Raw genomic sequence first — 13,702 nt, forward strand, 5'->3', positions numbered from 1 at the left:
CCGGGTACTGAGCACACCGGAGATCTTGCATCGGATTCAGGCGATGTTTGCCGATCGCGATGACCCCGGTTCCGCCGCCCCCGAAGAGAACCCGTCGTCCACCTGACATGCACTATTCCTGCCCGCCGCCGCGACCCGACACGCAGGTGTCGCCGGTGCACGCCACCGAATCCGACGAACGTCCCTCGACCACAGCCTCGCCCCAGAGCCACTCTCGCGGCCACGCCGACGATGAGCCGATCCGGTGGCCCGATCCCAGTCCGCTCGACTCGTGGTGGCGGCGGGTGATGTCCGACCGACACGGGCAGGCGCGCACGAGGTCAGAACGTACGCCTGAGGCTGATGGGCCGCGATGATGGCCAGCGCGCGTAGCCGATGGGCCTCAATGCCTTTTCGTTCGAGAGCGGGCCTCGCGCAACGCGGTGCGCAGTCCCGTTCGGCGTCCGGTGCCTCCGTCGGAAGGCGCGGTGAGGGGAGTGCGGAATTTCAGTTCGGACGCGGTCTCGGGAGCGTCGTCGGCGGTCGCGGACAGAAACCGGTCCGGGAACGCCAGCTTGTGGATGGTGCGCAGGGTCAGGAAGTATTGCTTGGCAAGCGAACCCGTGGTGTAGGGCAGATCGTATTTCTCACACAGTGCGCGGACTCTCGTCGCGATTTCCGCGTAGCGGTTGCTGGGAAGGTCGGGGAAGAGGTGATGCTCGATCTGGTAGCAGAGGTTGCCGCTCAGGAATGCCAGCACCGCACCGGCCCGGAAGTTGGCGGTGCCCAGCATCTGGCGTAGATACCACTCCGCCCGGGTCTCGTGTTCCAGTTCCGCGGGCGTGAACTTCTCTGCGCCGTCGGGAAAGTGTCCACAGAAGATCACGACGTACGCCCACAGGTTTCGCAGCAGGTTGGCCGAGAGGTTCGCCCTCAATGTCCGTCGCCACCGCCGCCCGCTGACGGCGGGGAAGAGCACGTAGTCCTTGCCGGCCTGGCGAACGATCTTGCCGAGCAGTGCCCGGGTGTGGGCGCTCTTCTCGGCGGCGGTGTCGACGCGGTCCCGTTCGGAATACAGGCCGTGCAGGGCGATGCCCCATTCGAATGTGGACGCCAACAACAGGTTCCGCAGCGGCTGCAGCAGATTGTCGGGCTTCCAGGGCTGGTCGCGGGTGATGCGGATGACGCCGAACCCGAGGTCGTCGTCCATCCCGACCACGTTGCTGAACACGTGGTGACGATAATTGTGCGAGTACTGCCACTGGGACGACACCCCTGCCATGTCCCACTCCCACGTGCTGGAGTGGATTTCCGGGTCGTTCATCCAGTCCCACTGCCCGTGAGACACGTTGTGCCCGATCTCCATGTTCTCCACGCTCTTGGCCACGGCCAGGGCCGTCGTCCCGAGGATCCACCCGATTCGTTCCCGGCTGCAGTGGATCACCAGGCGTGCAGCGGCGTCCAGCACACGCTGGAACGCGATCGTGCGACGGATGTACGTGGCGTCGCGCTCACCGAGCGAATCGGTGACGTCCCGCCGGATGGCGTCGAGTTCGGAGCGGAGCGACTCGACATCCTCTTCGGTGAGATGTGCGTATTCCTTGATGTCGGATATCGCCATTCTCAACTCCCGATTTCCCGACGTGCTCCGTGCCTCACCCTGAAGTGAACGCCGCATTTTGCAGACTGTCAACACTGTAGATCTACAGTTCAGGCCTACAGTGTTGGTGGAGGTGTCGTGATGGCCGATGAGCCCGAACGTCGTTCGACCCACTCCGACGGCGGCCCGATCACCCGGGAGCGGATACTCGAAGCAGCGCTCGCGATCGTCGACCGGGACGGAATCGACGGGCTGTCCATGCGTCGCCTCGGTAAGGCGCTCGGCCGCGACCCGATGGCGCTGTACCGCCACGCCCCGAACAAGGCCGCGTTGCTCGACGGTCTCGCCGAGCGGGTACTCGACGAACTGGAGGTCGATACCGGGGACGGCGACTGGGCCACTCAACTACGGGAGGTCGCGCGGGGCTTCCGCCGACTGGCCCTCGCTCATCCGCAGGTGGTGCCGCTCCTGGTCACCCGGCCGCTGTCGACGCCGCTCGGGCTCAGGCCGCTCGGCACCCTGCGCCCCCTCGAGGACATCCTGACCCTGCTGACCGGGGCGGGTTTCACCGACGCCGACGCCCTGCACGTCTATCGGGCGTTGTTCGGTTTCCTCTATGGCCACATCCTCAACGAACTGCAGGAACTCGTCGAGCGGCCCGACGAATCCGACGACCTCCTGCGCCTCGGACTGCACCGTCTGCCGATCGGTGAATTCCCGCTCCTGCGAGGTCTGGCGCCGGTGCTGGCGTCCTACGACGGCGCCGCCGAACTCGAACGCGGGGTCGACATTCTTCTGGCGGGCCTGACCGCGACGCTGAAGCGCCGGGACGGCGCACCACCGGGATGAGCGAGTATCGGTGATCGGCTCAGCCGACGCCGACGGTCTGTCGCTCGGGCTCGATCACGGCGACGACGCGCTCTTCCTCTCGGGGGTACGGCGCACCCGTGTACTTCGTGGACAGCTCGTCGATGATCTCCCACGCGGCATCGCCGTCGAGCCATTCGACCACCCGCCCGCGGACGACGACGGGCTTGAACGGGTTGTCCACGGGCGCGATGGACAGCGCCGCCCGCGGGTCGCGGCGCAGGTTGCGTGCCTTGCGTGACCCGGGACCGGTGAGGAAGACGATTCGGTCGCCGTGCGCGCCGATCCAGAGGGGAACGGTATGGGGCGAGCCGTCGGGGAGGGTGGTGGCGAGGTGAGCGATCGAGGTGCCGTCGAGTATGCGGCGCACGTCGGGATCAAGCATGGATCTGCTCCTTCATCTGAGGTTGCCGGCGCGAGGCCGACGTCGTGGGGGCGCGCAGGTTGCGAGGCCGGCTTCCCCGGCTGCGGCCAGGACTCCGTTCCTTTCGGGGTTCCTTCAGGAGACTCCATGAGCGTAGCAGTGTGAGTTCCTTGAGGGAACTCCGATTGTTAGACTGGTTCCATGCAACGCACAGATTTCGGTGGGATGGCGTGCTCGATCGCGCGAACGCTCGACGTCATCGGGGAGCCCTGGTCGCCGCTGATCCTGCGTGACGTGTGGGCCGGATTCACCCGATTCGAGCAGATTCAGGCCGACCTGGGCATCTCGCGCAAGGTCCTGACCGAACGACTCAGCCACCTCGTGGAGCGCGGAGTGCTCGAGCGCCGGCCCTACGACCGACGGCCGCGGTACGAATACGTCCTGACGGAGAAGGGCATCCAACTCCTCGACGTTCTGATGGCAATGGCCACCTGGGGCGACAACTGGCTCGCGGGGGAGGCGGGCCCACCCGTCCTCTACCGCCACCACGCGTGCGGCGAGATCAGCACAGCCGACCTGCACTGCGCACACTGCGGCGAGTCGATGCACGCCGGCGACGTCGAACTACTTCAAGGGCCCGGCGCCGCCGTGTGAACGGTGCGGTCCTGTCGGATTGCGAGTGTATTCGTCCTAGTGATTATGTGCCGCAGAAAGTTTGGAATGTTTGGCTGAATGACGGCGGGGCGGGTGTGGTGTAGTCGGACCATTCGTCGCGGCGGTCGAACGGATGGGTGACGACCTCCAGTAGTTTCTCGAATGGGGCGAGTTCACCGTCGGTCGCGGCCCGCAACGCAGCGTCGAGTTGATGGTTGCGTGGGATGTAGAGCGGGTTGACGCGGTCCATCGCGTCCGCGGTCTCCGCGGCCCCGCGCCCGTGGTGGGTCAGGGCGCTGCGCCAGCGTTGCAACCACGGCTCGGTGTGCTCGCGCGGTGCGAGGCCGTCGAGTGGTGCCGAATTTCCGCGTAGTTCGTCCGCGAGGGCACGGAAACCACTGGTCCAGTCGACGCCGTGGTCTTTCATCATCGTCAATAGGTCGTCGATCAGTGCCGGGTCGAGGGGTGTGCCGGCCATACCGAGCTTGGCCGCCATGCCGGCAGCGTAATGGCCGTCGTAACGCTCGTCGAAGGTGTCGAGGACTGCCGATGCCGCGGTGATCGCGTCATCGGGCGCCTGGTCGATCAGCGTGAGCAGCGTTTCGGCGAAGCGCGCCAGATTCCATTTCAGGACGGCGGGTTGGTTGCCGAACGCATAGCGGCCGCTGTGGTCGATCGAACTGAACACTGCCGTCGGGTCGTAGGTGTCGAGGAAGGCGCACGGACCGTAGTCGATGGTCTCCCCGGAGATGGTCGTGTTGTCGGTGTTGATCACCCCGTGCACGAAACCGGTGAGCATCCACCGTGCCACCAGTGACGCTTGCGCCTCGACGACGGCCTCGAGGAATGTCAGGTAGCGGTTGCCGTCACCGTTCGCCGGCAGTTCGATCAGCTTCGGGTAGTGGCGGGCGATCGCGTAGTCGGCGAGCGGTTGCAGCAGATCGCCTTGCCGCGCTGCGTATTCGAACGTGCCCACCCGTAGGTGGCTGGCCGCGACTCGGGCGAGCACGGCGCCGGGCTCGGTACCGTTTCGGTGAACGGGCCGGCCCGTCGCGATCACCGACAGTGCGCGGGTGGTGGGGATGCCGAGGGCGTACATGGCCTCGCTGACGAGGTATTCACGCAGCATGGGGCCGATGACCGCGAAGCCGTCGCCGCCCCGGGAGAACGGTGTTCGCCCCGAGCCCTTGAGGTGCAGATCCACGCGCTGACCGTCACTAGTGGTCAGTTCGCCGAGCAGCAACGCCCGACCATCTCCGAGGAGCGGTACGTATCCGCCGAACTGATGGCCCGCATATGCCATCGCTACCGGTTTTGCCCCGGTCGGTGCCGCCGATCCGGACAGGACGCCGACCCCGTCCCCGCTTCGCAGTGCATGGACGTCCAACCGCAGCGACGCCGCGAGCTGCTCGTTGAGCACGAGCATGGTGGGGTCCGGCACAGGGGCGCCCTGCCACGGCACCGTCAGGGCGCCCAGCTCGTCGGCGAACGTGCTCGCGAGGCCGGGCACCGCGGTGTTCGTGCGCACGGTGGAATCGGGGATTGCAGCCATCAGCTCAGGGTAATCGCCGCATGACCGGCGGTTGCCTCGCCCAGGGCACAGCCGGTTGGCGCCGGACTCGAGCGAGCGCCGGGGAACTCGATCGAACACCCCGGCAGCCGCGAACAGTTACCCGTCGAAGTCGCTGAAGAGGTAGTTGTCGATGTTCGGCCCCACTCGCTGAGCGAGAACTTCTATGGGGGCATTGGCGACGTCGGGTAGCAGGAGGATGTACTTCGATATCGCCAGCCCGGCCGTTTGGCTGACCACCAGTGCGTAGCGCTCGTCCTGGTGGTCACTGCGGACGACCTCGCCGAGTGCGCGCTGCACGAGTCCGAGGAAGAAGTCTCGTACTCGCATGGCGATCTCGTCGTGCGTGACGGCGACTCGCAGCAGCGCGATTGCCCGTGCTCGCTGCTGTGGGTTCGTCTCCCAGAATTCGAGTACGCGTCGGACGAAGATCTCACCGGGCGCGTCGGTCTCGGGGGTGATTCCGGAGAATACGGTCTTCGCGTCGACCTCCGGCTGCAGGGCGGCCACCAGCAGCGCGTTCTTGTTGCCGAAGTAGTGATGGATGAGCGCCGGGTCGACTCCGGCCTCTTTGGCGATGGCGCGCATGGTCGTTCGGTCGAAGCCGCGATCGGAGAACAGCTCTCGTGCCGACCGCAGAATGGTGTCGCGCTTGTCGGCGGAGTCGGCAACGACCTTCGGCCGGCCGGGAGCGCGACTATCCATGTGCTCCGGCACGCGCGAGGACCAGCATGCGCTCTTCGATGGTGGCGCGCACGGGCCGGATGTCGGCGGCGATGCCGGCTGAGTCCAGTACGGAATCGATCGTCGCCGGATCCGTGTCCGGAACTCGGATCGCACGGCCGTCCAGGATCACGGGGATTCCGGCATCGTTCAGTGCCGCGAATGCCTGCGCCCATTCCGGAGTGTGCACCGCGACCGCGCGGGTGTCGCCGATGATGTCGTCCTCGCTTCCGGCGCCGACGAGTTGCCCGGACGACATCAGCAACAGGCGATCACACTGCTGCGCTTCTTCCATGTAATGGGTGGTCACCAGGACGCCGACGCCGTTGTCGGCCTGCTGCCGGATCGTGTCCCACAGTCTTGCCCGGGACAGTGCGTCCACGCCGGAGGTCGGCTCGTCCAACACCAGCACGTTGGGTTCGTGTGCCAGGGCCACGACGAACGCCACCTGTCGTTGCGAGCCCAGGGCCAGTTCGCGGACGAGGGTGTTGCGCGCGTCGTGGAGTTCGGCAGGAACACCGGGCACGGGGACACCGTAGGCCTCCGCGCTGAAGGCCAGGTTCTCTTCGACGGTCAGATCGCGGTAGAGACCGAGGTTCTGGGGCACGTAACCCATGCGCGCCCTCCGTGTTCGGTCCGGCGGACCGCCGAGCAACTCGACCGCACCTTCCGTCGCGGCGAGCAGACCCAGGAGCATCCGGATCAGCGTGGTCTTCCCGGCCCCGTTGGCGCCGAGAAGACCGACCACCTCGCCGGGGGCGACGGTCATCGACATCGAGTCGACGGCCGTGAAGTCACCGAACTTCCGGGTCACCGAGCGTGCCCGTAGTACCTCACCGGTCATGATGCCCCGACCTCCCGCCGACGTGTCAGCGACAACGCGATGACGATGTCTTCGAGGTCGGGCGTCACGGTCTCCGCGTCGGTGCCGGGGTGTCCGTCCTCCCAGTACTCGTGACGCTCCCGGCCGCGGCGCCACGACCACTCCGGTCGTACCGGTTCCGCTGCCGAGGTGATGGCGCCGGTGAATCCGGCGCGCACCTCGTCGTAGGAGCCTTGGGTCAGGATCCGGCCGGAGTCGAGGACGACGAGATGCCCGGCTCGCTCGGCCTCGTCGAGGTATGTCGTCGACATCACCACTGCTGCCCCGTCAGCGGCGGCTTCCGAGGTCAATCGCCACAGGTCGATGCGGCTCACGGGGTCGACGCCGGTGCTCGGTTCGTCGAGGATCAGCATCTTGGGTCGGTGCAGCATGGCCATCGCCGTGCCCAGTTTGCGCCGCATCCCTCCGGACAACGCCGAGGCGAGTCGGTCCGCCGCATCACCCAGCCCGGCCCGGTCGATGAGTTCCTCGCGCCGCTCGGCCAATTCGTTGCCGCTCAGGCCATAGATGCCGCCGACGAAATCCATGTTCTGCCGGACCGTCAGGGCCGCCCAGCTCCCCGGGCCCGCGCAGAGGAATCCGATGTCGTGCTTACCCGGGGCGTGCACGGTCCCACTGTCGGGGAGGACCTCCCCGACGAACGTCCGCAACAGGGTCGACTTTCCCGCCCCGTCTCCTCCGACCAAGGCCACCACCTGGCCGGCAGGCACGTCGATGCTCACTCCGTCGAGGGCTGTCCGGTCGCCGAACCGGACGACGACGGACTCGGTCGCGGCGATCACGAGGCGTCCGCACCGGTCGGATCGACCGATTTCGACCCCTCGGGCTTACTCGCCTTCGAGACGTCCGGCGCGAGATCTCGCCGGAAACGAAGCGTCGACCCGGTGAAGACCACGATCGCCATCACGGCCAACACGACCAGCGGCAACCACAACGACGAGATCGGCGCATCACGCAACATCACGCCCTGCGAGATCATCGTGAAATAGGTCAGCGGAAGCAGATAGCCGATCCAGCGAACCCCTGCCGCCATTGCATCGAGCGGAAAAATCATGCCGGACAACAAAATCTGTGGCATCAGAAACAGGAATGCCGTTTGGATCGCCTGTCCGGTGGTCTGCGAGATCGTCGATATCAGCACACCGAGACCGAGGACGACGAACAGGAAGAGCGCGGCGCCCAGCGCGAACACCAGTACGTTGCCGTTGAACGGCACCCCGAACAGCACCATGCCCAGCACCGTCACGACGGTCATGTCCAGTGCGGCGAGCAGAAAATAGGGCACGATCTTGCCCAGGATCACTTGACTCGGCCGGATCGGCATGACCGCCAGTTGCTCGAGGGTCCCGGCCTCGCGTTCCCGGACCAGACCGATGCTGGTGACGATCGTGCCGATGAACGTGAGGATCAGGCCGATGATCGCCGGCACCATCACCCACGACGTCTTCAGGTCGGGATTGAACAACACCTCGGTGCGGACCTGGTCGCCGAGTTTGTTCAGGATCGACACCGTCGACTGGGCAGCGAACAGATTCGAGCCGTCCACCAGTGCCGTCGCCTGCTCGGTCGGGGTCGAGCCGGTCACCACGACGACGTCGACCTTGTTCTCCCGCAACAGATCCGTCGCCTGGGCGGTCGAGCCGTCGACGTCTGTCTGCGTCACGTCGAAGAACGGCGGCAACGACGTGCTCACCTGCTGAGCCGAGGGGCCCATGACTGCCGTCTCGACCGAGGACACATAGAAGTTGGCCGCGTAGCCGAAGATCACGAGCAGGAGAAGCGGCAGCGCGATCAACATCGCCAATGTGCGGGGGTCCCGCCGAAGTTCGCGAAATTCCTTGAGAATCATGGCGCGCATATTCGATGCTAGGCACGCCGAGCGACCTGGGTCAACGGTTGATGAATTACACGCTTTGTCGGAGAACCGCCGCGTCTGTCACTGGCGAAGGGCGGCGTCCAGCATGCGGATCAACTCGCCGACCCGTCCGCCGCCACCCGGTGCCGCCGGAAAGCGTCCGAGCACGTCGACGACGACTGGTGCCGCACGCTGGACCGCCAGCCCGACGTGTTCGGCCCCGACGGTCCGATCGTCCCCGGCGACGAGTTCGGTCGCTCTCGCCGCGTACGCGGCCGCTCCGAGAATGTGCTTGACCTGGGTGGCCTTCGCCAAGGGATGCAGGTAGGCGGCACCCGCCGCAGCCATCGCCGCCCACGCCGTCTCGCGCGCCGCCTCGGTGTCCGTGCCCTTGGCAGCCGCGAGCGCCGCCCACGCCGCGTCGCGCAGAGGTTTCCCGCGCTCACCACCCCGAGCGAAATCCCACGCGGTAGTGATCGCGTCGCGAGGGCGTGCGTCGTCCGGCTGATCGGCCTCGAATATCTCGAGTACCCCCTCCGCGCACCCCGCGGCGAACGCGGTGACCTCACGAAGATCCTGAATACTTAGAACGATTTCCGTTGCTTCCCCTGCCATGGATCCATTTTCGACCATCGGCCGCAGCTGCGAGGAATTCGGTGGGCGTACCGCCGCTGTGACCGGTATCGAGACTGTCCCCCAAAGTGGACTGTGGCGCACGACACAGCCACTCGTAGCCTTCCTGACACCGACGAAAGTGCGTGTTCAAGACAATCCCACGCCCACGAATGGGCCGAACGGAGTATGTGATGAGCGGAGACCTGAACGAGGTCGGGACCGGTGTCAACCTATTCACCGCAGGGGAGGTTCGCGGTACCGCGAGGTGGTTCAACGACACGGCCGACGTGCTGTCGATCGACGACGACGATCTCGAGGACACGATCGCGTTCGTCAGCAAGGGTGGGATGACCTTCCTGTCGCCGATCCTGCCCGATCTGCGCGCGATCGTCTGTACAGCCGGTAGCCGGGAATCGCACCTCGCGATCCTGTCGCGAGAGTCCGACGTGCCCTGCGTGCTCGCCGCCGAACTGACCGGAACCATCGCAGACGGCGACACCGTGGTGCTGGACCTGTCCGATACCGAGACCGCCCGCGTGGCCGTCGCTGCAGGGGCGGTGACGGCGTGACCGCGCAACTGACCACTCCCGTGAACGTGGAGGCTCTGTACACGGACCCGGCCTACGAGCCCACACTCGAGGAATGGAACTGGCTCGTGCACGCCGCGGGTGCGGCCTACAAGTCCGAACTGTCCGCGCGGACCGTGTTCGAGTCGGAACTGTTCGGCATGAACACCTACATCCTGATGTCGATGATGGAGGACTACCTCAGGGTGCCGGAGCGCATCCGCACCATCCGGCAGCACGCCACCCCCACCGAACTGGTGCGCAAGGCTCTGCCCATCGGCAACAAGCGCAGCTTCATCAACCTCGCGGCCACCCCGCTGCACTATCTCACCGGTCGTGAGCTGTTCGTCGACCTCGGAGAGAGCACCCTGTCGGATGGTCTGGAGGATCAGCTCGAGGTTCTCCGATTCTGGCGCGAGGCGACCATCGCGATGCGCACCGACAACGTCCTGTTCAACATGGACGCGGAGCCGGAGAACAGTTCTCATGTCATCGACGACGACGTGCTGGCGGAGATCCGGTCCCATCTGGTCCCTGCCGACGGCGAGGTCAAGGCGGGGATTCGCAAATTCGGTGCGCGGCTGACCGCGTACGCATTCCTGGAGAACTGCGACGCACGCACCGCGGTGTGCGACACCGGGCCCTATCAGCTCGAGGACGGCACGTTCCTCGCGCTGCGCGAGACCTGCACGGACGGTGACGGAGACTTCCCCTGGGTCGACGGCATCCGCGAAACGCTGCCCTACCATCATTTCGTCATCGCCTACCGACTGCCCGCCACGGTGAAGATGGACAACAACGTCTGGGGCACTGCCTGGTTCACACCCAGCGACTACCAGGCCGACATCATCGAAACCCGAGTGTTCTGCACCGACGACGGCACCCTCCGCCCACTCGGTGCCGACGAGGTCGAGGAGGCCACCAAAGCGATCCGCAAGGCGCACCGAGCGCTGTACCAGCGGTTGGCCGAAACCGATGCCGAGGAACGCAACCTGTACGCCACCGAGATGTACGCGTGGAAGCTCAAGGCGTGGGCACGACTCGCCGGTTGCTACGACGAGATCGATTGGGCCATAACGCCGCGGATCGCCGAATCCTTCCAGAAGTTCAGCGATCCCGACCTCGCGCTGCAGTTGATCGGCGGCGTCTTCGTTCCGCAGGACCGCGACGGTTGCTTCCGTCCACTGGGAGGTTAGGCGATGTCGATTCTCGGGAAGGGAAATCCGTCGTACGCCTTTGCGCCGGTCACCGGAACGGTGCGCCATTTCCGGTCGCCGGACGACGTGATCGCCTCGCTCGACAGCGACCTCGAGTCCACGATCGCGCTGGTCGCGTCGGGCGGTACGACCTTCCTGTCACCGATCCTGGGCCGGCTCGGGGGAATCGTCTGCCTGGATGGAACACTCCGCTCACACCTGGCGATCGTGTCACGAGAGTTCGAGGTCCCGTGTCTGGTCGGTACCGAACTGTCCGAGGACATCCTCGACGGCACCGAAATCACGCTTCGTATCGAAGAGCAGACGGGGGTTGTTGCTTCCCCGGATCCTGACACCGCATCGGGCCCGTCCGCGGATGTGAGCGCCGCGTGGTGGGAATACATCCGGCGCGTGGGAGACGAGATCGCAGTCAAGGACTTCACGGTCGGCGTCTCGGGCGCTGCGCTCGAGGCACTCCTCTCCGAGGAACTCACCGACGACCGCCTCGACGATCTCGTCCAGCACATGGGCCGGGCATTCAAACCCGAATTGACCCGCCGCTCCGGGTTTACCTCCGAACTGTTTCCCATGCTGCCCTATATGTCGCTGTCGGTCATCGAGGATTTCCACAGCTACGTGGATCGAATTCGCGTGATCGACGCGGCTGTGCCGGCGGAAGAGTTGGGTCGCCGGTTGCGTGAGGGGCCGAACAAGGTCAGCCCGCTGTGGATCTGGATGATCGGCTACCACTTTCTCTGCGGTCGAGAGTGCCTGATCCAGATGGGCACCATCGAGCCCGGTGACCACCGGGAGGACATTCGCACCGTCGTGGACTTCTGGCGCCGGCTCACCCTGGCGCATCGTGGTGACGGCACACTCGACTACAAGGACGCCGGATTCACCAACCGGTACCTGTCGACGGCTGTTGTCGACGAGCTGGTCGGCGCGGCAACAGCGTTGGATGCGATCACCGCGAAGAGCCTGAAGCGGCTGAACGCCACGGTGTCGGGATACTCGTTCCTGTACTTCTGTGATTCACGGGTCGGCATCTGTGACTCCGGTCCGTATCCGCGGCCGACGGGAAACCGGCAGACGATCGTGCGGGACTATCTCTCCCTCGGCCCCAGTGCATGGGCGTATCCGTGGGCGGACGATCTGGACCCGCCCTACACCGGATTGACGATGGTCCTGACGTTCGACCGCTCGAAGTTCACCGAGTTCGAAATCAACGACTGGGGAACGACGTTTACCGAACCGGATCAACTTCTCGCCGTCGTCGACGAAGCTGCCGTGTACGGGTATCGCGCCGACGGCACCCGTGAGCTGATCGCGCCGGAAGACTGGCCGGGTGTTGCGGCGGATCTCAGCCGATGCCACATGGGCCTGTATCAGAAATTCGCCACCATGGACCGGAGCGACCGAATCATGGCCGCCACCACCATGTACACCTCAGGGCTTCGCCCCTTTGCCGCCCAGGCCGGGGTGACGGATCAGGTCGACTGGGCGATGTCGCCGAAGACCCTTGCGCTCTATCCCGATCCGTTCGACGACGACGACCGGGCCGCGGCCATATTCGGTGGAGCGTTGTTGGCACACGACATGCCCGGATCCTTCTCACCCATTCGCTGAACCACTCGAGAGGAGGCGCTCACATGCGCCAATCGATGCAGAAACTCATCCACGCCGACGAGCTGTTGTGTCATCAGACGCCCGAAACCTTCGCGACCATCAGCCATGCCGACACGTCCTGGACGGAGAAGCTCTGGTCTTCGCTCTTCGCTCGTGACGGGTCCATCCAGGTCGACATCGGCCTCGGGAAATACCACAACCGGAACGTGATGGACATGTTCGCCGGCGTCTCGCGGGGGAAGGAGCAGCTGACGGTTCGAGCCAGTCGCCAACTCGACCTCGACGGCGAGCGAATCGGTGTCGGACCGCTGGACTACGAGGTCATCGAGCCGCTCCGGAAGGTGCGCTGGGTCCTGCAAGAGAACGACGTGGTCCCACTGCGATTCGACCTCACCGTCACCGGAGTGCTGCCGCCGTTCCTCGAACAGAAGGATGCCCAGCGTGAGCCGCAGGGATTTCGGGTGCAGTCCGATCTGCTCCGGTACCACCAGGCGTCGACGGTCAGCGGTGAGATCTGGCTCGACGGCGAGCGTATCGAGGTCCGGGACGAGGAGTGGTTCGGCTTCCGCGACCACTCCTGGGGAGTGCGGATGGACGTCGGTGAGCCCGCACCGGATGTCTTCAAACCTCAGCGGCTCGATGGCGACTTCATTCTGACGTGGAGTCCGATGTGGATGCAGCGTCCCGACGGGTCCAGCTACGAGATCCACCACTATCTGCAATGGGTCGACGGTGCGGTGACCTACTTCTCGGGCTTCGAGAATCTTCCCGACGGAACCCAGCGCCCGCTGCAAGGATTGAGAGACGACCTCAAGTACGACCCCGACAACAGGCGACTCCTCGGTGGGACCCTGACCTTCGATGCGGGGTGGGGCGAGACGCGCACCCTCGAGATCGAACCCGTCAGTGACACCGGGTTCCACCTCGGCACGGGACTGTACTTCGGGTTCAAGGGCCAGCGGCACGGGCAATGGCAGGGACCCGAACACCTCGACGGTGAACGGTACGCGGACGTCTCCGATTCCGACACCGCACGCGAGGTACACCAGTTGCGGGACTGCGTAATCCGTTGCCGCGAAGGCGACGCCGTCGGGTACGGCATCTTCGAATCGATGGTGATCGGTGAACATCCCCGCTACGGGATGACGAAGGAGACGTCCTTCCTCTGACCGGAGCATGACGGGGCCGCGGACGAATAGTC

General features: G+C 65.4%; 14 protein-coding genes. 6 read left to right on the top strand and 8 right to left on the bottom strand.

Going from position 1 to position 13,702, the window contains the following annotated elements; translation table 11 throughout:
* Window positions 1-382: 382 nt before the first annotated feature.
* Entirely contained in the window at window positions 383-1,600 is a 1,218-nt protein-coding gene (locus BLV94_RS29935; RefSeq protein ID WP_072946704.1) for a fatty acid desaturase family protein, read from the bottom strand.
* A 120-nt stretch (window positions 1,601-1,720) separates the two neighbouring features.
* On the opposite strand from BLV94_RS29935, the gene BLV94_RS29940 reads away from it, so the two are divergent.
* Window positions 1,721-2,428, top strand: coding sequence for a TetR/AcrR family transcriptional regulator C-terminal domain-containing protein (locus BLV94_RS29940; protein WP_072946705.1), 708 nt, complete (start codon window positions 1,721-1,723; stop codon window positions 2,426-2,428).
* Between the two features lie 19 nt (window positions 2,429-2,447).
* Here the strand turns inward: BLV94_RS29940 and BLV94_RS29945 are convergent, their stop codons facing one another.
* Window positions 2,448-2,831 carry a PPOX class F420-dependent oxidoreductase gene (locus tag BLV94_RS29945; protein WP_072946706.1) on the bottom strand — a complete coding sequence of 128 codons (384 nt, stop codon included), beginning with the start codon at window positions 2,829-2,831 and terminating at the stop codon, window positions 2,448-2,450.
* 180 nt (window positions 2,832-3,011) lie between these two features.
* On the opposite strand from BLV94_RS29945, the gene BLV94_RS29950 reads away from it, so the two are divergent.
* Window positions 3,012-3,464 (top strand): winged helix-turn-helix transcriptional regulator, encoded by a 453-nt coding sequence (locus BLV94_RS29950; protein ID WP_072946707.1) that lies wholly within the window; start codon window positions 3,012-3,014, stop codon window positions 3,462-3,464.
* 43 nt (window positions 3,465-3,507) lie between these two features.
* Here the strand turns inward: BLV94_RS29950 and BLV94_RS29955 are convergent, their stop codons facing one another.
* From BLV94_RS29955 to BLV94_RS29980, 6 genes are all read right to left on the bottom strand, one after another.
* Window positions 3,508-5,016 (bottom strand): protein adenylyltransferase SelO, encoded by a 1,509-nt coding sequence (locus BLV94_RS29955; RefSeq protein WP_072946708.1) that lies wholly within the window; start codon window positions 5,014-5,016, stop codon window positions 3,508-3,510.
* Between the two features lie 117 nt (window positions 5,017-5,133).
* The gene (locus tag BLV94_RS29960) at window positions 5,134-5,739 is read right to left on the bottom strand and encodes a TetR/AcrR family transcriptional regulator (protein ID WP_083395714.1); all 606 of its coding nucleotides are present in this window, start codon (window positions 5,737-5,739) and stop codon (window positions 5,134-5,136) included.
* Entirely contained in the window at window positions 5,732-6,601 is an 870-nt protein-coding gene (locus BLV94_RS29965) for an ABC transporter ATP-binding protein (protein WP_072946709.1), read from the bottom strand. Before BLV94_RS29965 ends, BLV94_RS29960 begins: the two co-directional genes overlap by 8 nt.
* A complete protein-coding gene (locus tag BLV94_RS29970; RefSeq protein ID WP_072946710.1) occupies window positions 6,598-7,422 on the bottom strand; it encodes an ABC transporter ATP-binding protein in 825 nt (274 codons plus the stop codon). Before BLV94_RS29970 ends, BLV94_RS29965 begins: the two co-directional genes overlap by 4 nt.
* The gene (locus tag BLV94_RS29975; protein WP_072946711.1) at window positions 7,419-8,498 is read right to left on the bottom strand and encodes an ABC transporter permease; all 1,080 of its coding nucleotides are present in this window, start codon (window positions 8,496-8,498) and stop codon (window positions 7,419-7,421) included. The genes BLV94_RS29970 and BLV94_RS29975 overlap by 4 nt, the downstream gene beginning before the upstream one ends.
* A 78-nt stretch (window positions 8,499-8,576) precedes the next feature.
* Window positions 8,577-9,110, bottom strand: coding sequence for a putative immunity protein (locus tag BLV94_RS29980; protein ID WP_072946712.1), 534 nt, complete (start codon window positions 9,108-9,110; stop codon window positions 8,577-8,579).
* A 191-nt stretch (window positions 9,111-9,301) separates the two neighbouring features.
* Here BLV94_RS29980 and BLV94_RS29985 point away from each other — a divergent pair, with 191 nt between their 5' ends.
* The 4 genes from BLV94_RS29985 to BLV94_RS30000 are packed head-to-tail and all read left to right on the top strand — an operon-like array spanning window position 9,302 to window position 13,670.
* Window positions 9,302-9,679 carry a PEP-utilizing enzyme gene (locus BLV94_RS29985; protein WP_072946779.1) on the top strand — a complete coding sequence of 126 codons (378 nt, stop codon included), beginning with the start codon at window positions 9,302-9,304 and terminating at the stop codon, window positions 9,677-9,679.
* Window positions 9,676-10,872, top strand: coding sequence for a hypothetical protein (locus tag BLV94_RS29990; protein WP_072946713.1), 1,197 nt, complete (start codon window positions 9,676-9,678; stop codon window positions 10,870-10,872). Before BLV94_RS29985 ends, BLV94_RS29990 begins: the two co-directional genes overlap by 4 nt.
* A gap of 3 nt (window positions 10,873-10,875) precedes the next feature.
* Window positions 10,876-12,501 (top strand): PEP-utilizing enzyme, encoded by a 1,626-nt coding sequence (locus BLV94_RS29995; protein ID WP_072946714.1) that lies wholly within the window; start codon window positions 10,876-10,878, stop codon window positions 12,499-12,501.
* A 23-nt stretch (window positions 12,502-12,524) separates the two neighbouring features.
* Window positions 12,525-13,670 carry an Rv3169 family protein gene (locus BLV94_RS30000; RefSeq protein ID WP_244163689.1) on the top strand — a complete coding sequence of 382 codons (1,146 nt, stop codon included), beginning with the start codon at window positions 12,525-12,527 and terminating at the stop codon, window positions 13,668-13,670.
* Window positions 13,671-13,702: the final 32 nt, after the last annotated feature.

The sequence above is a fragment of the Rhodococcus koreensis genome (genome assembly GCF_900105905.1).
In the GTDB taxonomy this organism is placed as follows: Bacteria; Actinomycetota; Actinomycetes; order Mycobacteriales; family Mycobacteriaceae; genus Rhodococcus_F; species Rhodococcus_F koreensis.

Bases quoted from the DNA above. Each gene is read 5' to 3' on its own strand.
- BLV94_RS29995 (WP_072946714.1), top strand. From the start codon at position 10,876: ATGTCGATTCTCGGGAAGGGAAATCCGTCGTACGCCTTTGCGCCGGTC.
- BLV94_RS29950 (WP_072946707.1), top strand. From the start codon at position 3,012: ATGCAACGCACAGATTTCGGTGGGATGGCGTGCTCGATCGCGCGAACG.
- BLV94_RS29960 (WP_083395714.1), bottom strand. From the start codon at position 5,739: ATGGATAGTCGCGCTCCCGGCCGGCCGAAGGTCGTTGCCGACTCCGCC.
- BLV94_RS29940 (WP_072946705.1), top strand. From the start codon at position 1,721: ATGGCCGATGAGCCCGAACGTCGTTCGACCCACTCCGACGGCGGCCCG.
- BLV94_RS29945 (WP_072946706.1), bottom strand. From the start codon at position 2,831: ATGCTTGATCCCGACGTGCGCCGCATACTCGACGGCACCTCGATCGCT.
- BLV94_RS29975 (WP_072946711.1), bottom strand. From the start codon at position 8,498: ATGCGCGCCATGATTCTCAAGGAATTTCGCGAACTTCGGCGGGACCCC.
- BLV94_RS29955 (WP_072946708.1), bottom strand. From the start codon at position 5,016: ATGGCTGCAATCCCCGATTCCACCGTGCGCACGAACACCGCGGTGCCC.
- BLV94_RS29985 (WP_072946779.1), top strand. From the start codon at position 9,302: ATGAGCGGAGACCTGAACGAGGTCGGGACCGGTGTCAACCTATTCACC.
- BLV94_RS29965 (WP_072946709.1), bottom strand. From the start codon at position 6,601: ATGACCGGTGAGGTACTACGGGCACGCTCGGTGACCCGGAAGTTCGGT.
- BLV94_RS30000 (WP_244163689.1), top strand. From the start codon at position 12,525: ATGCGCCAATCGATGCAGAAACTCATCCACGCCGACGAGCTGTTGTGT.
- BLV94_RS29980 (WP_072946712.1), bottom strand. From the start codon at position 9,110: ATGGCAGGGGAAGCAACGGAAATCGTTCTAAGTATTCAGGATCTTCGT.
- BLV94_RS29935 (WP_072946704.1), bottom strand. From the start codon at position 1,600: ATGGCGATATCCGACATCAAGGAATACGCACATCTCACCGAAGAGGAT.